Origin of the sequence: Sphaerochaeta sp., assembly GCA_022482495.1 — a bacterium.
Taxonomy (GTDB): Bacteria; Spirochaetota; Spirochaetia; order Sphaerochaetales; family Sphaerochaetaceae; genus RUG023.
Window position 1 is genome coordinate 22,756 of the sequence record JAKVPA010000006.1, and the last position, 20,854, is coordinate 43,609.

General features: G+C 55.3%; 19 protein-coding genes. 12 read left to right on the forward strand and 7 right to left on the reverse strand.

The window, feature by feature from the left end; translation table 11 throughout:
• The first annotated feature begins 11 nt into the window (after window positions 1-11).
• Window positions 12-785, forward strand: coding sequence for a DUF72 domain-containing protein (locus LKE28_07725; protein MCH3908116.1), 774 nt, complete (start codon window positions 12-14; stop codon window positions 783-785).
• Window positions 786-835: 50 nt separating this feature from the next.
• Here the strand turns inward: LKE28_07725 and LKE28_07730 are convergent, their stop codons facing one another.
• From LKE28_07730 to LKE28_07750, 5 genes are all read right to left on the reverse strand, one after another.
• Window positions 836-1,015, reverse strand: coding sequence for a hypothetical protein (locus LKE28_07730; GenBank protein ID MCH3908117.1), 180 nt, complete (start codon window positions 1,013-1,015; stop codon window positions 836-838).
• A 114-nt stretch (window positions 1,016-1,129) separates the two neighbouring features.
• Window positions 1,130-2,263 carry a glycosyltransferase gene (locus LKE28_07735; GenBank protein ID MCH3908118.1) on the reverse strand — a complete coding sequence of 378 codons (1,134 nt, stop codon included), beginning with the start codon at window positions 2,261-2,263 and terminating at the stop codon, window positions 1,130-1,132.
• Window positions 2,263-3,477 carry a U32 family peptidase gene (locus LKE28_07740; GenBank protein ID MCH3908119.1) on the reverse strand — a complete coding sequence of 405 codons (1,215 nt, stop codon included), beginning with the start codon at window positions 3,475-3,477 and terminating at the stop codon, window positions 2,263-2,265. The genes LKE28_07735 and LKE28_07740 overlap by 1 nt, the downstream gene beginning before the upstream one ends.
• On the reverse strand, window positions 3,470-5,935 hold the full coding sequence (lon, locus tag LKE28_07745; GenBank protein ID MCH3908120.1) for an endopeptidase La: 2,466 nt from the start codon (window positions 5,933-5,935) through the stop codon (window positions 3,470-3,472). The genes LKE28_07740 and lon overlap by 8 nt, the downstream gene beginning before the upstream one ends.
• A gap of 27 nt (window positions 5,936-5,962) precedes the next feature.
• On the reverse strand, window positions 5,963-6,607 hold the full coding sequence (locus tag LKE28_07750; protein ID MCH3908121.1) for a queuosine precursor transporter: 645 nt from the start codon (window positions 6,605-6,607) through the stop codon (window positions 5,963-5,965).
• A gap of 147 nt (window positions 6,608-6,754) precedes the next feature.
• Here LKE28_07750 and arcC point away from each other — a divergent pair, with 147 nt between their 5' ends.
• On the forward strand, window positions 6,755-7,699 hold the full coding sequence (gene arcC / locus LKE28_07755) for a carbamate kinase (protein ID MCH3908122.1): 945 nt from the start codon (window positions 6,755-6,757) through the stop codon (window positions 7,697-7,699).
• A complete protein-coding gene (locus tag LKE28_07760) occupies window positions 7,689-8,255 on the forward strand; it encodes a hypothetical protein (GenBank protein ID MCH3908123.1) in 567 nt (188 codons plus the stop codon). Before arcC ends, LKE28_07760 begins: the two co-directional genes overlap by 11 nt.
• Here LKE28_07760 and LKE28_07765 read toward each other — a convergent pair.
• Window positions 8,203-9,483 carry a DUF4105 domain-containing protein gene (locus LKE28_07765; protein ID MCH3908124.1) on the reverse strand — a complete coding sequence of 427 codons (1,281 nt, stop codon included), beginning with the start codon at window positions 9,481-9,483 and terminating at the stop codon, window positions 8,203-8,205. The two genes, LKE28_07760 and LKE28_07765, sit on opposite strands and share 53 nt — an antisense overlap.
• A gap of 47 nt (window positions 9,484-9,530) precedes the next feature.
• Between LKE28_07765 and recO the strand changes: the two genes are divergently transcribed.
• The 8 genes from recO (at window position 9,531) to LKE28_07805 (ending at window position 16,648) form a co-directional block, all read left to right on the forward strand.
• Window positions 9,531-10,277 carry a DNA repair protein RecO gene (recO, locus tag LKE28_07770; protein MCH3908125.1) on the forward strand — a complete coding sequence of 249 codons (747 nt, stop codon included), beginning with the start codon at window positions 9,531-9,533 and terminating at the stop codon, window positions 10,275-10,277.
• A gap of 26 nt (window positions 10,278-10,303) precedes the next feature.
• Window positions 10,304-12,457, forward strand: a complete 2,154-nt coding sequence (recJ, locus tag LKE28_07775) for a single-stranded-DNA-specific exonuclease RecJ (GenBank protein ID MCH3908126.1) — start codon at window positions 10,304-10,306, stop codon at window positions 12,455-12,457.
• A 76-nt stretch (window positions 12,458-12,533) separates the two neighbouring features.
• Window positions 12,534-12,743: a 30S ribosomal protein S21 gene (gene rpsU / locus LKE28_07780; GenBank protein MCH3908127.1), complete on the forward strand. Its 210-nt coding sequence runs from the start codon at window positions 12,534-12,536 to the stop codon at window positions 12,741-12,743.
• 194 nt (window positions 12,744-12,937) lie between these two features.
• On the forward strand, window positions 12,938-13,825 hold the full coding sequence (locus tag LKE28_07785) for an NAD(P)-binding domain-containing protein (protein MCH3908128.1): 888 nt from the start codon (window positions 12,938-12,940) through the stop codon (window positions 13,823-13,825).
• Window positions 13,825-14,913 carry a 3-phosphoserine/phosphohydroxythreonine transaminase gene (gene serC, locus LKE28_07790; GenBank protein MCH3908129.1) on the forward strand — a complete coding sequence of 363 codons (1,089 nt, stop codon included), beginning with the start codon at window positions 13,825-13,827 and terminating at the stop codon, window positions 14,911-14,913. The genes LKE28_07785 and serC overlap by 1 nt, the downstream gene beginning before the upstream one ends.
• A gap of 101 nt (window positions 14,914-15,014) precedes the next feature.
• Entirely contained in the window at window positions 15,015-15,473 is a 459-nt protein-coding gene (locus LKE28_07795; GenBank protein MCH3908130.1) for an Lrp/AsnC family transcriptional regulator, read from the forward strand.
• A gap of 232 nt (window positions 15,474-15,705) precedes the next feature.
• A complete protein-coding gene (locus LKE28_07800) occupies window positions 15,706-15,912 on the forward strand; it encodes a hypothetical protein (protein MCH3908131.1) in 207 nt (68 codons plus the stop codon).
• A 112-nt stretch (window positions 15,913-16,024) separates the two neighbouring features.
• Window positions 16,025-16,648 (forward strand): NAD(P)H-dependent oxidoreductase, encoded by a 624-nt coding sequence (locus LKE28_07805; GenBank protein ID MCH3908132.1) that lies wholly within the window; start codon window positions 16,025-16,027, stop codon window positions 16,646-16,648.
• On the opposite strand, the gene LKE28_07810 is transcribed toward LKE28_07805, so the two are convergent.
• Window positions 16,627-17,988, reverse strand: a complete 1,362-nt coding sequence (locus LKE28_07810) for an HD-GYP domain-containing protein (protein ID MCH3908133.1) — start codon at window positions 17,986-17,988, stop codon at window positions 16,627-16,629. The two genes, LKE28_07805 and LKE28_07810, sit on opposite strands and share 22 nt — an antisense overlap.
• Before the next feature lie 97 nt (window positions 17,989-18,085).
• On the opposite strand from LKE28_07810, the gene typA reads away from it, so the two are divergent.
• On the forward strand, window positions 18,086-19,933 hold the full coding sequence (gene typA / locus LKE28_07815; protein MCH3908134.1) for a translational GTPase TypA: 1,848 nt from the start codon (window positions 18,086-18,088) through the stop codon (window positions 19,931-19,933).
• The last annotated feature ends 921 nt before the right edge of the window (window positions 19,934-20,854 follow it).

Consider the following 20,854-nt stretch of genomic DNA (forward strand, 5'->3'; position numbering starts at 1 on the left):
CGATCCGGCCTATGGGATATCTGGTCGGTACCTGCGGGTATGCCTACTCCCAATGGCGTGGGGTGTTCTATCCTGAGCGCCTGAAGAGCGAGGACTTCCTGGCGTACTACGCCACGAAGTTCCCCACCGTTGAGGTCGACAGCACGTTTTACCGGATGCCGACTTCCTCGTTCTGCGCCTCACTGAGGGATAAGAGCGGCGGTTCGTTGCTCTTTTCGTTGAAGGCGCCCCAGACATTCACCCACCAAGTGGGGGACTGGAAAGGGGATGCCGCGTTGTTTCGGTCGGCGGTTGAGCCGCTTGCCCAGTCCGGACAATTATCCGCGCTCCTGTTCCAGTTTCCCCAACGGTTCCACTACACCCCGGACAACCGGGTGTATCTCGCGAATTTGCTCTCCCAGTTTCCCGGTTTTCCCGCTGTGGTGGAATTCCGTGATGTGGCATGGATGCGGCCGCGTGTCTATGATGGACTGAATCAACGCGACGTAGGCCTCTGCGTCAGTGATCTCCCCCCATTGGACGGCTTGCCCCAGTTGGTCCCTGTGGCGACCGGAGGCGTTGGATACGTACGCTTCCATGGCCGTAATGCATCCACCTGGTATGCGGGATCAGGGAGTGAACGGTATGATTACCTCTATTCCGATACGGAACTCTCCGCCATGCTTCCTCCCATCCAGGAGATCGGGGGGAAGGTGAAGAAAGTACATCTGTTTTTCAACAATCATCCCCAAGGGAAAGCAACGATCAATGCCGAGACGATGATGCGGCTGTTGGGCCCCGCATAAAGAAAAAGGCAACCGATCTGGTTGCCTTCCTCTCTTCCCGGTGCGAAACGTTACTTCTCAACTTCCTTCGCGTCCTGGATTTCTTTTCTGCGCTCTTTGCAGAGCTTCGCGATTTCCGCCAGGGCCTTGCGCGCCCTTGCCGCAGAAACTTTTACGCCTTTCTCTGTGAACTTCGCATTTTCCGCAAGGTACGCCTCGTACTGTTGCGTAAGCTGTTCATGAATTGTCATCTCTACCTCCAATGGTAACGTTCTGTTAGTATTGTAGCATTGTTTTTTTCATCCGCAAGCAAAAAACCTGCATTTGAAGCGAAATTTTGAGGTTTCTAGCGAAAAAAGGCGGGGTCAGTCGATTTTTCGCCCTTTCCATATGAAGCCTTTTCCTGTGGCTCTGCGATAGTATCCATGGAAGAACATCAGGATGATGTTGGTGAAACAGAACGGACCCATCAACGGGATGGGAAACTTGAACCCATGGAACGCGGTGACCAACGTGAAGGCGGCCCAGAAGGAAAGACTGGAGATCATCAGGAACAGCGCATGGGAGGAGCCGGTGATCACCCACGCGGCAATGCCGACAAACGGAGCGACGCAGATGGCTCCGACCCCGATGACGGCGATCATGATCAGGTAGAACATCTTCGCTGACGGGACGATGGCACCGATGACGCTCCGCTCGATACCGTGGAACGCTCCTTTGACGGTGTCATACATCCGGCACGAAACAGCGCTTTTCAGATCGCAGAACAGCGACTTGTTTCCGGTGGCGACGAACAGCCGTGCAAGTGATACATCGTCGCAGATTTCATTCTTGATTTGTTCCATGCCGCCGATATCCATCATGGCGTTTCGTTCCACCATCACATACTGGCCGATGGCCATGGCGTAGCCCCGTTTCTGGATTACGTATTGGATGGGAATCGGGGTGAACAGCATGGTGTTCAACGCCATGGTGGCGATGATGCAGCCGACAAGAGGCTTGGAGCTGATCTCTTTGGGATAACCGCTGACGAATTTCGCGTGGTAGGTGATGGCCAGGTCAACGCCCAGACGGATGGAATTGGGGTTGTGGATCGTGTCGGCATCGGTAAGCAGCAGGTATTCCCCCTGGGCGTGGGTCAACAACTGCTGGATGGCGTGGTTCTTGCCTTTCCAGCCTGCAGGGAGTGGCTCTCCATGGAACAACCTGACCCGGGAATCTTCCTTTTCCAGACGCTGGACAATCGCGGCGGTGTCATCCGTGCTGTTGTCATCCAACACCAGGACTTCATAATCAGGGTAGTCCTGCTTCATGAAGGAACGCACGCAATCCTCGATGTGGTCGTGTTCATTGCGCGCGGGGATCAGTACGGAGACTCTGGGAGTCCTGGACTGTTTGTGCGAACGATGGTTCATCACCGTCATGGTGATGACATTCATCAGGGAAATCGCCCAGGCGTACACCGCCATGATGGTCATGAGAATCGCGTAGTAAAACATCAGTTACTCCCCAACTGTTCTTCGTGGGACACAGCGCGTCTTCTCAGGATAGAACCCGCGCGTACCGGTTTGTCTGTCTGGAGGTATTGTACCTTACCATGATCGATCTGGTCAACAAAATGGAATGAACTGTCGAGTAACGTGTATGAATCATCGGGAATGTTGGGTGACTCGGGGCTGACATACTGGATGGTCTGCCCCTTTTTGATCTGGTTGCGCAGATCCAGGCTCCAGACGCTTGGCTTGATCTCTTCTTTGAGATATCCCAGGAACACCCAATCCCGCTGGTATCCTTCCTCGGTGATGGCCGAAAGCGGACCGGAACCGTAGAAAAACCCGGTGCAGTACTCGCGGTGGCTGAACTCGAACAACCCTTTCCGATATTCCCGCCAATCCGGATCCTTATCCAACGCCTTGCGGTAGGCGCGCGTCACCAGTCCGACATAATAGCCGGATTTCATCCGACCCTCGATCTTCATCGAATCGACCCCGGCATCCAGCAACTCATCCAGATGGTCGATCATGCAAAGATCTTTGGAGGAGAGGATGGTGGAATACCCGTCATGCTCCTCGATGGGGTAGTATTCCCCTGGGCGTTTTTCTTCCGTCAACGCGTAGTTCCACCGACAGGTATGGGTGCAATCCCCCTGGTTTGAGGACCGACCGGCAAGCGCTGAGGAAAGCAGGCATCTGCCGGAGTAGGCCATGCACATCGCCCCATGGACGAACACTTCCAGCTGGAGGTCCGGTACGGCGTCCTTGATTTTCCTGATGTCGGAAAGCGGGGTTTCCCTGCCGAGGATCACCCGGCGGAACCCCAATGAATGGTACAGCTTGGCGCTTTCGCTGTTGGTGCAGGAAGCCTGGGTGGACAAATGGAGTTCCACCCCATCCCCGAACGCTTTGCGGAGCACATTCACGCACCCCAGGTCGCTGATGATGAACGCGTCGAACGGCCACGCCTTCAGTCGGGGCAGGGCGGCTTTCAGATCCTCCATCTGCCCTTCGTGAAACAGGATGTTCAACGCGCAGTACAACCGCTTTCCGGTGGTGGCCTTCAAAGCCTTGACGGCCTCCAGGTCACCATCGGAGAAATTGTCCGCGTTGGCACGGAGGGAAAAGCGGTCCAAACCCATGTACGCGGCATCCGCTCCGTAGGCGAAGGCAACCTTGAGTTTTTCAAGGTTGCCCGCCGGGGAGAGCAACTCAGCCACGGATCGCCTCTGCCACCGCCTTTCCGACAGCGACCGCCAGATCCTTGATCTCGTCCCGTTCGCTTTCGTTCGGGCCGATCTTCTGCATCGCCGGGCGCTTCGCGTCATTGGGGAAAGCGTAGGCGAGCACTTCCTCGATGGTGGACACCGGATGGAACGTCACCCCTTTCTTCACCTCGTCGTCCAGTTTGTCCAGATCTCTCTGGTTGAACTTCGGGTAGAGGATCGTCTTCACCTGGTTGCGCTTTGCCGCAAGGATCTTCTCCTTCAGACCACCGATCGGCATCACTTTGCCTTTCAGCGTCAGCTCTCCGGTCATCGCCAGATCCGGCGCTTCCGTCTGACCGGTGATCAACGAATACAGCGCTACGGTCATCGTCACGCCGGCGGACGGTCCATCCTTCGGTGTGGCGCCTTCCGGCACGTGCAGGTGGATGTTGTTGTTGGCGAACCACGACTCATCGATCTTGTGTTCCTTGGCGTGCGCCTTGATCCACGTATAGGCGATGTTCACCGACTCCTGCATCACGTTGCCCAGCTGTCCGGTCAGTTTCAGATCCCCTTTGCCCGGGGTGTTCTGCGCCTCGATCAACAAGGTGTCGCCACCCATGCTGGTCCAGGCAAGGCCGAGCGCCGTACCCACCTTGTCCGCCCTGAGAATCTCATCCTGGGTGAACAACGGTTGCCCGAGGAAATCCACCAAGCTCTTCGAATCCACCACGATGGGCAGCTTCTCGTCCTTGTTCTCCTCGATCTTCAACGCGATCTTCCGGTTGATCTTGTCCAGCGATTTCTCGAAGTGACGGACACCGGCCTCCCTGCAGTACTCCTCGGCGATCTTCAGCAAGGTCTCCTTGGAGTATTTCACCTCTTTGTCCGTCAAACCGCTTTTCTTCAGCGATTTGGGGATCAGGTACTTCTTGCCGATGGCCAGCTTCTCGTCGCTGGTGTATCCGCTCATCTCGATGATCTCCATACGGTCAAGAAGCGGGGCGGGAACCGTCTCCAGCGTGTTGCAGGTACAGATGAACAGCACCTCCGACACATCGAAGGCAAGATCCAGATAGTTGTCGCGGAACGTGGTGTTCTGCTCCGGATCAAGCACTTCCAGCAGCGCGGACGCGGGATCCCCCTGGTAGGAGACACCCATCTTGTCGATCTCATCGATCAGGAAGACAGGGTTCTTCACCTTGGTGATCTTCATCCCCTGGATGATCTTGCCCGGCATGGCGCCGATGTACGTCCTGCGGTGTCCTTTGATCTCCGCCTCATCGTTCATGCCACCGACGGAGAAGCGGAAATACTGCTTCTTCAACGCGTGGGCGATGGAGATGCCGACACTCGTCTTGCCGACGCCCGGAGGCCCGACCAGACAGATGATGGCGCCTTTGGTGTCGCCTTTCTTTTTCCGTACGGCGAGGAACTCAAGGATTCGGTCCTTGACATCCTTCATGCCGTAATGGTCACGCTGCAACACCTTCCGCGCGCTCTCGATGGAGAAGTTCTCCGGTTTCGGTTCGTTCCACGGAAGATCCGCGATGGTCTCCAGATAGGTCTGGCTGATGGAGTATTCCGGGCTGTTCGGCTCCATGCCTTCCAGCCGTTTCATCTCCCGCTCAACCGTTTCCTTCGCCTCATCCGTCAACGAGAGGGATGCGAATTTCTTCTTCAGACGATTGAGCAGATCGGTTTTCGGATTGGTCGTCAGCCCCAGCTCCTGCTGGATGGACTTCAGTTCCTCCCGCAGGAAGTACTCCCGCTGGTTCTTCTCGATCTTCTGGTTGACTCTCGCCTGGATTTTTTCCTGTACGTCGGCGATGTCCTGCTCATCCTTGATGAACACCAGGACTTTTTCGATACGGCGGCGCACGACGACCGTCTCCAGCACGTCCTGCTGTTTCTTCCGGTCGACGTTCAGGATGCTGGCGATGAAATCGGCCAGTTTTCCCGGATGGTCGATGTTGACCATGTTCAGCCGCATCTCTTCGCTGAACAGACGATTGTTCTTGGTCAGCTGTTTCATTTCGCTGACCAGGAGCCTGGTCCACGCGCGGAGCTCTTCCGGCTCGTCCTCAATGTCCTCAAGGTACGTCACGCTGGCGACAAGGTAGGGACCGGAGGGGTAGTACTCCGTCACCTTGAAGCGTTTCAGCGTGCTGATGAACACCGATTCGCCGCCTTCGGGCAGTTTGATCCGTTTGACGATCTTGGCGACCGTCCCCACCTCGTACATATCTGTCGGGGTGAGCTGGCCTTCCTTCGCTTCTGGTGAACGGGTCAGCAACAGCCCAAGGAAGCCGCCGTGTTTGGTGGCCTGGTTGATGATATCAATATCCTGGGGGTCGGAAAGCATCAGGGGGGTGAACAACCCCGGAAACACTGGATTGCCGACTACCGGCAGGATAAACAAATTATTGGGGAGCATCTGCTCCACGGGCATCAGTTCTTGTTCTGGCATGTTTTCCTCTTACGCCCTGTAAAGTACTTAACTTTCCGGGGAAAGTGAAGCGCCTTTGCGAAGCCACCGCACACCCCAGTAGCAGAACGGAGTGTCGGCCAAGGCGAAGACCACCTTGAACGCCCAGTAGGGAAGCACCAGGGAAAAGACGAACGCGGCGGTGTACCGTTCGTTGTACCGCCAGAACGCCAGGAACATGAAGACGGTGGTGTCGACGAACTGGCTGATGATCGTCGCCACGTTGTTACGGACCCACAGCTTCTTCCCATGGCTCCAGGAACGGATGCGGAAGAACAGCCGTACGTCCAGGTTTTGGCTGATGACGAAGGAGATCAGGCTGGCCAAGGTCATGCGGAGTGAGGAACCGAACACCGATTGGTACGCCTCCTGCATCCCCCAGGTCTTGTTGGGGGGCAGCTTGATGCACAAAGCCATGAACAGGAACAGGAAGACCAGCATCAGTTCTGCGAACCGGACGAACAGGGTGGCCCGTTCCTTTCCATATACCTCCCCCTCGATGTCGGTGATCAAAAACATCACCGGCATGAAGAATATCCCCACGGAGACCCTGACACCGGCCAGCGTGGTGATCTTCCCTCCCAGGGTGTTGGCCATCACCATGAATGAGACGTACAGCGACAACAGGAACCATTCTTTCTTACTGGTATTCATAGTGCCTACAGCCTACCGCAAATCGCCTTGGGAGGGAAGTGCGGTTTTCCCTAAAAATCTGTGTGTCTGGTGCGGGAATTTTGTTGCAATTTGTTGCACACGTGCTATGATACGGGTACGATCATCTCACGTAGAAGGAAGGAAGGTATGGATGGGAAACTGATCGTCATCGCCATTGGGGGGAACTCCCTCATCGAAGACCCAAACCACGTTACCGTTTCGGCGCAGTACGAGGCGGCAAGGAAGACGGCGAGCCACATCGTCCGTCTGGTCGAACAGGGAAACCGTGTCGTCATCGCCCACGGAAACGGCCCGCAGGTGGGGTACATCCTGCTGCGCGCCGAGTATTCCCGCTCCATTCTTCATATCGTTCCCTTGGATTCCTGTGTGGCGGACACCCAAGGGGCCATCGGGTACAACCTGCAGATGGCATTGGACAACGAATTCCACAAAGTGGGCATGCAGCCGCCGGTAGCCACGGTGGTTACCCAAGTGGAAGTCTCTGATGCGGACCCATCATTCCGAACCCCCTCGAAGCCTATCGGAAGCTTTCTGTCCAAACAGGATGCCGACTATCACGTCCAGCATGACGGATGGACGGTGATGGAGGACGCCGGAAGGGGGTACCGCAGGGTGGTTCCCTCTCCCAAGCCGTTGTCGATCATTGAGATCGAGACGATCCGTACGTTGCTGAAGGATGGCGTGATCGTCATCGCCGCAGGTGGCGGTGGAATCCCCGTCGTACGGGATGAAGCAGGCCTGCTCTGCGGACGGGAAGCGGTCATTGACAAGGATCTTGCCGCCTCATTGATGGCCCGTCAGTTGGGCGCCGACCTGTTCATCATCTCCACGGCCGTCCCTGCCGTGTGTCTGGACTATGGAAAGCCCACCCAGCGGTCTGTGGCGCGAATGACGCTCAAAGAGGCGGAAGCCTACACCAGGGAAGGGCAGTTCGCTCCCGGTTCCATGCTTCCCAAGATCCAGGCGATGACCAGCTTTGTCTCCCAGACGGGAAATGCAGGCATCATCACCGATCCGGAGCACATGGCGGAAGCGGTGGAAGGCACCAAAGGAACGTGGATTGTCCCCTGACGGCTGGAAGTTCAAGGACCGCAAGAGCGTGGTGGTGACGATCGTCGTCATCGTCGCGCTCCTGTCCGCCCTCACCTGGGCGGAATATGAGATGAGGAAGAACGCTGTGGAGAAAACCCACAGGGAAGCAAGCGCCGCGTGGGATCAACTGGGGTCGGAAATGGACGAACGGTTCACCTGGGCGGAAAACCTCTGCCGTGTGGTGGATGACACGGCGCGGACCGGCGATGCGTTGGCCGCGATCTCATTGTATCGTTCCGATCCCAGGACTCCCCTGGTGGTCAGCAAGGCCTACAACCAGCTGGATGCCGCGCTGACCCAAATGCAGAAAGCATTGTTCGGAACTGACCATTACCGGGAATTCCAACCGTATTTTGAGAAACTTGGGGAAATTGAAACGGAATTGGATACACTGGTGGCGGACTATCAGGGTAAGGCGGAAGCCTACAACCGCACCATCACCGGCCGGGGGTTCGCCCCCCGTATTGCCGCCCAGCGGAATCTTACTCCGCTGGAGCTTCTTTCCGTGAACGCCGCGCTGGCGAACCGTCCTTGAAAAATCCGGTTGTGTAGACAGGAAGGCAGAGAAGCAGGGTTTTCAGGGAATCCTGGGAAAGCCAATCAGGGAACAAGCCTTTGAGGATCAGCAACCCCAACGTGATGATGGCCATCACCCGGAGGAACGCACCCGACCGCCTGGGATGGTGGAACACCCAGAACGCGGGAAGAAACAGAAGCGGATTGACGACCAACAGTGATTCGTTGAACCACGTGACGTCGAGGTCGGAAAAGCAGACGGCATAGCAGAGGATCGTCCCGCACACCCCCAAGACCAGCAACAGCAGGAAATTCCAGGCTTTCCCCAAACCCTTCCATCCATTCCGCCAGAACAGCCAGGTGATGGCCGCGAGCAACAGACCGAACAGGAATGACCAGATGTCGTTGGATACCGGGGTATGGCTTGGCGTGAAGGGGATCACACTCCGGTCCTGCTCCTGATGGACGATGCGCTGAGCGCCAAGAGGGGCGTATTCTTGGATGGCGTCGCCAAGACGATCTGGCAGGAACATCTGTTCCCACAATGAGATGGGTTGGTCGACTTCCGGCCCTTGGAGATAGTTCAGCATCCAGCTGGTGAAGAACGAATGGCCCAGGTATCGCTCCGCCCAGGAACGGTAGGTCCCTTCCACCGGCTGCGTTTTCGCCCATCGTTGGAAATCCCCGCCGGTCGCGGCGTCGATGATGTCCCTCAGCCGGGTGGCGCAGTTGTCCTTGTAGAAGTGGTACAGGTAGGTGTTGTTCTCTTCCAACGCGTTCCGCTTAAGGAATTCCATGATCTGGTACTTCGCCTGTGGGGGAAGGTCAAGCCGGTACTCGACGACGCTCCGTCCTCCTTCCATTTCCAGTTCCAACCGCCAGTCGGCGTCCGTCGCCCAGATGTTGTACAGCATCCGGCCTCGGATGAAGTTCCAGTAGAAGCCCTTCTGCTGGGTGTCGAACACCCCGTAATCGTACATGACGCCGTGGCCGCCTGGCTGCCATACCACGATGGCGGCATGTCCGAACCAGGAATACAACGGTTTCTCCGGGCCCATGATGATGATGGATATCTCTGTTTTCTCCGCCCAATCCTCAAGCTCTCCGGTCAAGGGAGTAGTGAAATCGTGCCGGGCAAGTTCTTTTTGGCTGTCGAATGGCTGGACGGGGGAAGAGCCGGTAAGGCTCAGCGCCGAGAGGGGGAAGGAGAGGATGGACAGAAGCACCAGCAGACGGAGAGGTTTCATCCGCCTCAGCATAGCACCCCAGGGACGAATGTTCTATACTTGCAAACATGGAACGAAATGTCATCACCCAGGGGATTGTTCTTTCCAGCGTCCGTTCCGGCACGGTGGACCGGACGCTCCGGATCCTCTCTGAGGATCTCGGGGTGATCGACGTGCGCAATTACGGAGCGAGAAAAGCGAACAAAGCGGTAAAGGCGGAAGTCTCCACCGAGGGGACATTCTATCTGTACGTCAACCCAGTCAAGCATTCCTATACGTTGACGGATATTGCCATCCGTTCCATGCATGAGACGCTTCGCCAGGACTTGTCAACGACATACACGGCGTTGTTCTTCTCCGAATTCATCCTGAAGACCAACGGAGGCGACTGGGGGGCGACGTACCAGTTGCTCTCCCAGGCGCTTGGAGCGCTGGAGGATCCTGTCGTCAACAAGGTCCAATGCGTGATCCAGTTCATCTGGGCGATGATCGGCATCCTTGGGCTCCGGCCGGACCTGGACCGGTGTCCGGTCTGCGACTCTCCGTACGGACAAGACGAAATCCTCGGGTTTTCCTGGCAGCTTACTGCCCCTTGTTGCCTGAAATGTGCTACAGTGAAGGACGACATGCTGCTTCCTCCCGGCGCCCGCCGGTATTTGTCCGTCACCGCACCGATGCCCTTTGGCTCGGCGGTGCATGTGGACCTCAACCCTGGGACGCGGGAGCGGATCAAACGGTACATGTTGCGGTACGCCGTCCTGGTGGCGGGCGAACTGAAGACGCTGGATGGCCCGGTCCTCCAGACAATGACGTAGGGATTATTGATAGCAAGGTTGGACATATGCAATGGAAAAAGAGTCCGGTCTCTCCCAAGGAGGTCAGGAATCTGCATGAGCGGTACAACGTGTCCCTGCTCAGCGCGGCGATTCTGGCCAGACGGGGGATTTCCGGCCGTAATGATGTGAAGTTCTTTTTGGAAAATGATCTTTCGTTCCTCCACAATCCGTTCCTGTTTGATGATATGGAAACGGTGGTGGATCGTATCCAGTCGGCGCTTGACGAGAAGGAGAAGATCCGGGTCTTCGGGGACCGGGACGTGGACGGCATCACCAGTACGGCGTTGCTTGTCTCCGAACTCTCGTCGATGGGGGCGGATGTCTCCTATAAATTGCCGGAAGGGGACGAACCGTACGGCATGACCATCGCCGGGGTGGACCAGGCGATGGAGGACGGGGTCACCCTGATCATCACGGTGGACTGCGGCATCTCCAATTTTGATGAGATCGCCCACGCCTCGGAATGTGGCATCGACACGCTGGTGCTGGACCACCACCTTTCCGACGACAAACTGCCTGCCGCCATGGCGATCATCGACCCCAAGGTACAGGGCTCAGGATACCCGTTCGAGCACCTGGCCGCCTGCGGGGTGGTGTCCAAGGTGATCTGGGCCCTGCGTTTCGCACAGACGCCGTTCTACCATGAGAACTGCATTTTGCTGCATGCCCAACCCGGGAACGGGACCGTCCTGATCCAGGCGGTGCGCCTGGAGAATCTGATGGAGATCGACCGGGTGAGGGAAGAGATCAACCCCGGGGTGGTCGACCTTGCTTCCAGCAAGGCGATCCAGTTCCTTACGGGAAACGTTCCGGTGCTGGTGCTGGACAGCCAAATGGAAACCAACCAGCTTCGGGAAGCGTTTGGAAAGAAAGTGGAGATTTCCCTGGTGGATATGCGAGGGGAAATGGAGAAGGCGCTTCCCATGATCAAAGGCAAGAGCCTGTTCACCCTTTCGACGATCAGCCGCACCAGCCGGTACACCGACCATGGTCGGGACGAGATGGAGACGTTGTACAGCCTGTTCGCCTCATACGTGCGCAAACGATGCCCGTCGCTGGACAAAGACTATGAGAAGATCCTTGATCTTGTGGCCATCGGGACGGTGGCCGACCTGATGCCGATGATCGATGAGAACCGTATTCTTGTCCGTCGTGGCATCAAGATGCTGCAGACTTCCTGCCGGCCCTCCCTGGTGCCGCTGATGACGATGCAGAACCTCAACGGAAGAGAGCTGACCAGCCAGAACATTTCCTGGCAGTTGGCTCCGGTCCTCAATTCCGCAGGCCGGATGGGACAGCCCAAGGTCGCCGTAGACATGCTGCTCGCCCCGGACGTCGCGACCGCGGAGACCTACGCCATGCAACTGGAGAACCTGAACAAGCAGCGCCAGAAACTGGGGGAGGACGCGTGGGAGCGGCTCACGCCGCTGGCCAACGAGAGCATGGAGAAAAGCGGTTCGAAGATCGTCGTCATCGAGGATCCCAAGATGGCCCGTGGCATCACCGGCCTGATGGCCAGCCGCCTGCTCAAAAAGTATGGGGTTCCGTCGCTGGTCATCGCCGATGTCGGCGACCGCGTCAGCGCCTCGATCCGTTCTCCGGAAGGATTCAACAGCCGTGATTTCCTCTCCAATTTCGCCGACCTGTTCAGCGATTTCGGCGGACACGCCTGCGCAGGAGGTTTCTCCATGGTGAAGGAGAATCTTCCCGTGCTGCGCAAGCGTATGGAAGACGTGGTTGACCAGATGGACTGCCAGCCGGAAGAAGAGGAGAACCTGTCCATCGATTGTTCGCTGCCCGCCAATTACCTCACTCCGGAAATCATCAAGGAAGTGGAGTTCTTCGAGCCGTATGGGGAACAGAACCCCCAGATCGTCTTCTCCATCGACGGCGCCCACGTGGAAGACCTGATGTACATGAAGAATTCCCATGGAGAGGACCAACATGTGAAGGTGACGCTTCGTTACGGGCAGTACAAATGGCCTGCGGTCTATTGGTTCGCCTCCGCGAAAGTAGGCAAGGAGTTCGACAAAGGGGATACGGTGGACGTGGCGTTCCGCATTTCGCGCAACTACTTCCGCCAGCAGTCCTCGCTGCAGTTGACCGTACTGGACATGAAACGGAGCGAAGGATCATCCATCGCCGCCGCGCTCTCTTGACAGTCGTCGCCGTTTTGATGCATGCTTTCGCTGTTCGAATTCAGACCCAGTGATCGGGAAAGGGGGTGAGAGAAATATGGCATTCGTGAAAGTAGACGAACAGGAGCCTTTGGAAAAGTCGATCAAGCGGTTCAAGCGCATGGTTGAGAAAGAAGGCATCATCCGCGAGTGGAAAAAGCGGGAGTACTACGAAAAGCCCTCCACCATCCTCAACCGGAAGAACAAGGCTAACGCCCGCAAACAGTTGAAGAAAGTGCGCAAAATGCACTCTTCCAAGAGTTATTGAAACCACCACCAGCCTGCAACGGCTGGTGTTTTTTTCTTCTCATCCTCTTCATTGGATTTTCTCCTTAACCTTTTAGAAAACTTCTGTTTTCATAAATTTTACAAATAAAAATTGACAAAATCAGCAATAAAGTCCTATACTTTCCATGGGTGGGGAAATTCCCCTTACCAATCAAATTCCAAAGGAAGGTAACCATGCTGATTCTGTTGTGTGACGCGTTCGACGCTTCAATGCCCAGGAAATTGGAGCGTTTCGGGGAAGTGACCAGCGACATGGCGCGTCTCGGGGAAGCCGAGGTCGTGTTGGTGCGGAGCAAAACGAAATGTACCCGTGAATTCATCGACAAGGCTCCGAAGCTCAAGCTGATCATCCGGGGAGGGGTCGGGATCGACAACATCGACAAGGCGTATGCCGAAAGCAAAGGGATCATCGTGCACAACACCCCGAAGTCCTCAGCGATCGCCGTCGCCGAATTGACGTTCTCCCTGATGCTTTCCGTACCCAACCATCTTCTGCGTTACCACAACGGACTGAAGGAAGGGCAGTGGCTGAAGAAGGAAAAACGGACGGAGCTGTACGGGAAGACGCTCTGCCTGTTCGGAATCGGACACATCGGCAGTGAGGTCGCCCTGCGGGCCAAGGCGTTCGGGATGAACGTCGTCGCCTATGACAGGAACAAAAACAAGACAAGCCCGTATGCGACCATCGTCGCGAGCCCCGAGGTCGCGGTGAAGGATGCTGACTATATTTCGCTGCACATACCACTCACCGATGAGACCCGTGGGATGATCAACAAGACATTGCTGGACCATTGCGAGAAGAAGCCGGTGGTGATCAACACCTGCAGGGCGCTGGTGGTCAACGAGGCGGACATGATCGAGATGCTGCACAGCGGGCAGGTTGCATGGTACTGCACCGATGTCTGGCCGAGTGATCCTCCCGCGGCGGATGACCCGCTGTTGAAGGAAGAGCATGTGACGTTCACTCCGCATGTGGGAGCGAACAGCGAGGAGAACCTGCTGAGGATCGGAAATGAGACGTGTGATTTGCTTGAACAATTTCAGAAGGAGGGAAAAATCTGATGGCACGCAAGAAAATCTTTTTCGCCGGCCCGTCCGTGTTGCCGGTTGAAGTATTGGAACAACTGAGGGACCAGCTGGTCGATTACCAGGGCAAAGGCCTTTCCATGCTGGAAGCCAGCCACCGGGGTGGCATGTTCGAGGAGATGTACGACCAGTGTCTGGCGACGATCCGCGACGTGTACCACATTCCTGAGGATTACGACGTGTACTTCCTGGGAGGCGGCGCGACGCTGCAGTTCACCATGATTCCGATGAACTTCCTCAAACCGGGTACGGTGGCTGATTACCTGAAGAGTGGCACCTGGTCCAATAAAGCGGTTGCCGACGCCCAGAAGCTGGGAAAGGTCAACCTGTATTTTGATGGTACCGAAGGGAAATACACGACGCTCCCCGATCCCAAGACGGTGCGTCCTTCTTCTCCGGCTTCCAGTTATCTGTACCTCTGCTCCAACGAAACGATCGGAGGCATCGAGTGGCAGTCGTTCCCTGAGTATCAGGAGGATGTTCCGATGATCGCCGACATGTCCAGCGATTTCTTCTCCCGCCCAGTTCCTGTGGAGCGTTTCTCCATGATCTACGGTGGTGTCCAGAAGAATCTCGGACCGGCCGGCGCCACGTTGATCATCATGAAGAAGTCACTGCTGGAGCGGCAGAACCCCAACATGACGGCGTACATGGATTACAAACTCCACGCCAAGGACAAGGGGTTGTACAACACGCCACCGGTATTCTCCATCTGGGCGGTGAGTCTGGTGATGGATTGGATCAAGAAGAACGGCGGCGTGGAAGCGATGGAGAAGCGCGCCATTGAGAAGAGCTCGATGGTGTACCAGGTCATCGATTCCAGTCCGTTCTGGAGATGCCCGGTGGACAAGAAGGTCCGCAGCCGGATGAACGTCGTCTTCCGTCTTCCCAGTGAAGAACTGGAGGCGAAATTCGTCGAGGAATCCAAAGCGGCCGGCATGCTTGGACTGAAGGGCCATCGAAGCGTGGGAGGCCTCAGGGCAAGCCTGTACAACGCCTGCCCGAAGGAAGACGTCGTCGCGCTTTGCGAGTTCATGAAGGATTTTGAACGACGGAACGGCTGATAGAGGGAAATGTGCGGCGGATTTCCGCCGCACCTGTCAGCCTGGATGGAGAGAACATGTGAAGGAGGAAAGCCCGCCTCAGAGCGGTGGGCGGAATGCTCATGAAAACAAAAATGGACGATACCAACAAGGCGATCATCCAGCAACTTTCTTCCGATGGAAGGAAAGCCTTTTCCTCAATCAGCGAAGAGCTGGGAATAACGGAAAACACCGTACGCACCCGGGTTTCGAAGCTGGTCGCAGACCAGACGATGCAGATCACCAGTCTGGTGAATCCCGAAGCGCTTCCCGGCTCCCAGGTCGTTTTCATGGGGGTGAAGCTTTCCACGCTGGATCTGGAAAGGAAGGCGAAGGAGTTTTTCAAACTGCGCGGTGTGATGAACGTGGTTGTCGTCACCGGGCGGTATGATTTGATCGTCCAGGTATTGCTTTCCGAAGAGGAAGGTCTGTCCCTGTTGGATTTCTTCAAAAAGGAACTGGACAATATCACGGAGATCGCTGATGTGGAGACGTTCGTGGTGTACCAGTCCCACAATTACTGGATACCGTATATCCTGTAAGAATTCCACGAAAAAATAATAACCATACAAGTTTAGAATAGGAGTGATAATTAACACTATCATTCCTATATTTTTTTTATAATAAACGATATAAGAAACGTATAGGAAAAAGTGCGTCTCAAAAGGAACTGGAGATGTTGTTCGCTGCCGGTTTTTGCCTTGTCGTGCCAGGAAACGTAACCTTTTTGCTCCGCCCGTTGTTTTGGCTGATAGACGAAGGACGGAAACGGATATGACGGAAAACACGGAAAACCGCGACGAAAAGAATTGGTTTGACCGGAAACCCACCCGGTACCTGCTCATCGCGGTGGCGATGGTGCTGGTGCTTGTCGCCGTCTATTTCGGTACCAAGGGCAAGCGTGCCGAGCTTGCCTCGGTGGTTGCCCGTACGGCTTTCTGTTCCCAGACGGTTTCCATCTCCGGTCCGTCACGAGTGTAGACAAGCGCATCCCTTGTGGTGATGCCATATCGTTCCAAACGGAGGAATCCTGATACGCGTCACCGTCGTATACGGACAGAATCATCACGGAAACACCTGGAGCCTGACTCAGTTGCTTCTCTCTCATCTTGTCTTTGATCCCACTGAAATCCAGGAATTCACTTTGACCGGCATCCGGGCGTGTGTGGGATGCCTCTCCTGCATTACGAACGATGAGCGTCTTTGCCCAAACCAGGCGTTCGTCCAACCGATCATCCAGGCGATCGAGCAAGCCGATGTCGTGGTCTTCGCCTCCCCGACGTACTGTTTCGGCATGACCGGTCAGATGAAAGAGTTGTGTGACCATTTCGTCTACCGGTGGATGAGCCATCGCCCCGCCGACATGCGGCGGAAGATCGGGGTGGCGGTCACCACCGCTGCGGGTGGAGGGGCAAAGGCCGCGGCAAAGGAAATCGCCCGTCAGTTCCGGTGGTGGTCGGTCGGGGAGATCCATTTGCTTCCCTTCCTCATCCAGGCGGAGAAGTGGGATGCCATATCATCCAAGCGGAAATTGGGCATCCAGCGTCGGACGGAACGTCTTGCCCGGAGGATCAACCAAACGGCGGGTCACGCCCGTCAGAACATACCGGGCCGTTTCCTGTTTTTTGTGATGGGGTTGATGATGCGTCACAACGATTGGAATCCGGTGGACGCCGCTTGGTGGAAGGAGCGGTATCAAGGGTCCGGGAATCGTTGAGCGACAGCGACCAACGAAGGATATGCCTGGAGAAACACCTGTACGACGGCAGGATCAAACTGTGTTCCTGATCCCTTGAGAATGACCTCTCTGCCTGTCTCAAACGGGCGTGCCGGATGGTAGCTCCGTTTGGCCGTCACGGCATCGAACACATCCGCCACGCTGGTGATCCGCGCGGAAAGGGCGACCTCCCTACCTTTCCTGCCTTGGAGGTATCCCGTCCCATCCCAACGCTCATGATGTTCCCGAGCGATGGTTCTTGCAGAGGCAAGAATGGATCCGTGGACGCCAGAGAGCAACTGGTCCCCGAACGCCACATGTTGCTGGATGATGCGGTATTCTTCCGGAGAAAGAGGGCCTGGCTTGTCCAGAATCTCTGAGGGGATCATCAGCTTGCCGATGTCATGCATCATGGAAGCCACGCGGAGCGTCTCCACGTCACCTTTCCGGAATCCCATCGTACGCGCCAGAACCCGTACATACTCGGAGACGCGTCGTACATGCTGTCCTGTCTGTCCGCTTTTCGACTCAACCATCTGGGCAAGAGAGAAGATCACTTGCTCCTGCGCATCCGTGGCCAACTTCGCCAGGGTGAGGTTGCGTGTGTTTGTACCTATGAGTTCCCGTCGTTTCTTTTCTCCTTCAAACATGCTTCGGAAGAAAAAGAGCATCATGGCGAACATGGAAACGCCGATGATGGCAAGCCAGAGCCGGATGAACCAATGGGGGACGACGGCATTCCCCAGGGCATCATCTGGGAGATACAACGTCCAGTTCAGCACCACGTTCGTACCGATTGCCGTGCCGAGTGCCAGATCCATCCGACGGAACGACAGAGCATCATTGGTATGGTCGCTGAGGGTGATGATGTCGTCGCGAAACAGAAAATACCAGATCAACGCAAAGAGGAAGAACACAGGAACAAACACTTCCGGTCGGGTGGAAACCAACTGGGCGTCGAAATAAATGACCCACAGCATGCCATAGACGAAAAAACAATGTGCCTTGGGTTGACGGACAAGGCGTGCGTACAAAGAGACCGCCCCGTACATCGGAGTGGCGAACACCACCAGCCGAAGCACCAAACCCTGGACCACTTGGGAAAGTTTTGAGGGGGAAATGGCGGAGAAACGGATGACGCGTGAGAGGAGGACCAAAAGGAAGTCGCACCCCAGCATGTACATGAAAGGAGAAATGAAAAGGAGCCCCGTATAATAGGAAAACCCCCGTTGGGGTGCCTTGATGCCAAAACAACGATTGTTGCTGTACAGGAAGAACACGGTCGTCGCGAGCAGCCCGATCAATGTGGAAAGGAGATTGTCTCCCACAAACGTCAGCATGGTTTGATCATATCATGATTGATGCGTCACGGCAATTTTCCTGTACCCATTCCCCAAATCCCCCAACTGTGCTACCATGGCTCGGTTGGAATTACCTATGATCAAACAAAATGAAAAGATTCGAAACATCGCCATCATCGCCCACGTCGACCACGGCAAAACCACGTTGGTTGACGCGCTGTTCCGCCAGAGCGGCATCATCTCCAAAACCGGAGAGGAACGGATCATGGACAGTGGCGATATTGAGCGGGAGCGTGGCATCACCATCAACGCGAAAAACTGCGCCATCCATTACAAAGGGGTGAAGATCAACATCATCGACACTCCGGGACATGCCGATTTCGGCGGGGAGGTGGAGCGAGGATTATCCATGGTGGATGGTGTCGTCCTGTTGGTCGACGCCGCGGAAGGCCCGCTCCCCCAGACGAGATTCGTCCTGGAGAAGGCGCTGGAAAAGCACCTGCCTCCGATCATCGTCATCAATAAGGTCGATCGTCCGGACGCGCAGCCGAAACAGACGCTGGATGCCGTATACGACCTGCTCTTGGAGCTCTCCAACGATGAGAAACTGCTGGACGCTCCGGTGTTCTATGCCATCGGAAAAGCGGGGAAATGCGGGCTGGAACCGGATAAACTGGAAGACAACATGAAGTTGCTGTTCGATTCCATCCTTTCCTATATTCCCGCGCCATCCTATGACGACCAGGAACCGTTCCAGATGTTGGTGTCCGATCTCTCCTACAATGACTTTTTGGGGAGACTTGCCATTGGCAAAGTGATCAACGGCAGCGCGAATACCAATGATCCCTTGGTCTGCATGGTGGAGAGCGGAGCGCGGGAACCATTGCGTGTCACTCGGCTTCAGGCGTATGACGGACCGACATTCCACGAGACGACGGACGTTGAACCGGGAGACATCATCGTGCTTTCCGGCATTGACAACGTCAACATCGGAGACACGATCTGCAACGCCAGTTATCCGAAGGCGTTGCCACGCATCAAGGTGGATGAACCGACGGTTTCGATGTTGTTCTGCAAGAACATCAGTCCGTTGGCAGGCAAGGAAGGAAAGAACGTCACCGTGGCGAAGATCGGCGAGTATCTCCGCAGGGAAGCCCTCCGCAACGTTTCCATCCGTGTGGAACACAACCAGGATGAAACCTACACCGTCAAAGGACGGGGTGAGTTCCAGCTGGCCATCATCGTGGAACAGATGCGCAGGCAGGGATACGAACTCTGTGTCGGACGTCCGAAAGTCCTGTTCCATCAGAATGAGAAAGGAGAAAAGACCGAGCCGATCGAGACGCTGACCATCGACTGCCCGGAAGAGTTCTCCGGTATCGTCATGGACAAACTGTCCAAACGGAAAGCGTTGATGAGCGACATCACCTATAACGGGAAAGGAAGGGTGAAGATCACCTTTGACGTTCCGACCCGTGGGTTGATCGGCTATCATGACGAGTTCCTTACGGATACCCATGGACTGGGGATCATGTACAGCTATTTCAAAGGCTATGGACCGTACCGCGGGGATTTCCCGGAACGGGTCAATGGAAGCCTTGTCTGTGATCGTGATGGAGTTGCCGTGCCGTACGGCATGTGGGAGCTGGAGGATCGTGGCAGATGGTTCATTCTGCCGGGAGATCCCGTGTATGAAGGGGAAGTGGTCGGGGAGCGGAACCGTGACCTTGACTTGAACCTTAATCCAACACGGACAAAGCATCTGACCAACCTTCGTGCCTCCGGGCATGATGACGCCGTCACGTTGACCCCGATCCAACGTCCTACGTTGGAGCAGGCGATCCAGTTCATCAAGGATGATGAGTTGGTTGAAGTGACGCCGCTGTCCATACGGATGTGCAAGAAGATTCTCAACTGCCAGCAACGCAAGATTTTTGAGAACCGTGGGGAAATCCCATCATTCCTGCTCAACGGAAAAAGCTGATTCCGTTTCCATCTCGCTTATTCGCTCCCGGTGCCTGACCATCGGGAGCTTTTTTATCCCCAACAACGCTCTGTTTTCCTGTTGTCTACGCTGTTATCTTTGTAATTGTGTTGATACGTTCTTTATATAATACCTATAAAGGTATATTATAAGAGTAGACAAACAGGTATTTCGTTTGATATCTCAAATGCCAGAAAAAGGACGGGAATCAATTTCGAAAACAGAAAATACCTCATGGTTCCTCTACCCACAGGGGGGAACAGATTCGATGAGGTCCGGTAAAACGCAACAGGAATGAGTATCTCGTGGAAAGGAACAAAAAGAGTGGAAGACATTCTGGGATGTATCCGCATGCAGTCTTCACCAAGGTATCAGATCTTTTCCGTAGACTGCCGAAGATAATCGAATGGCTGAAATGAAACGTCAAACTCCCACGCTGGGGTGAAAATATGGGGAGGGGATGGAGATAGCCATAGGAAGCGTTACGTACCCAAAAAACGTCATCATCGTTCATTGCCATTGCAAGATCGTTTCACATGAGATGCTTACGTAAGGAGAAATAACTTGCCGAGGGAATGATGAATTGTGTCCAAACGGCAGGAACAGAAGTATCACCTGAATCACCAATTCTGCGGTCTGACAGATCATCGGTTCCGTACCCTGAAAAGGTTCTGAAGTTTGTATGATCGGATTACGAAAGATCCAAAAACTTCTCCGATAATCCTCACAAGCGAAGCGTAGGACTTCCTTTCGTTGAAACAGATGAAGGCCTGATTCCGAATCGCATCGCTGAATGGACTATTGCAAACAAGGAATTGCCTCTGTTGCGGGCAGAAAGCTTTCATATCGGAATCAATGGGAAGTGATGTCGAATACACGGATCAACCAGACAGGTTCAGATTGGGAATTACCTCTAAGTTG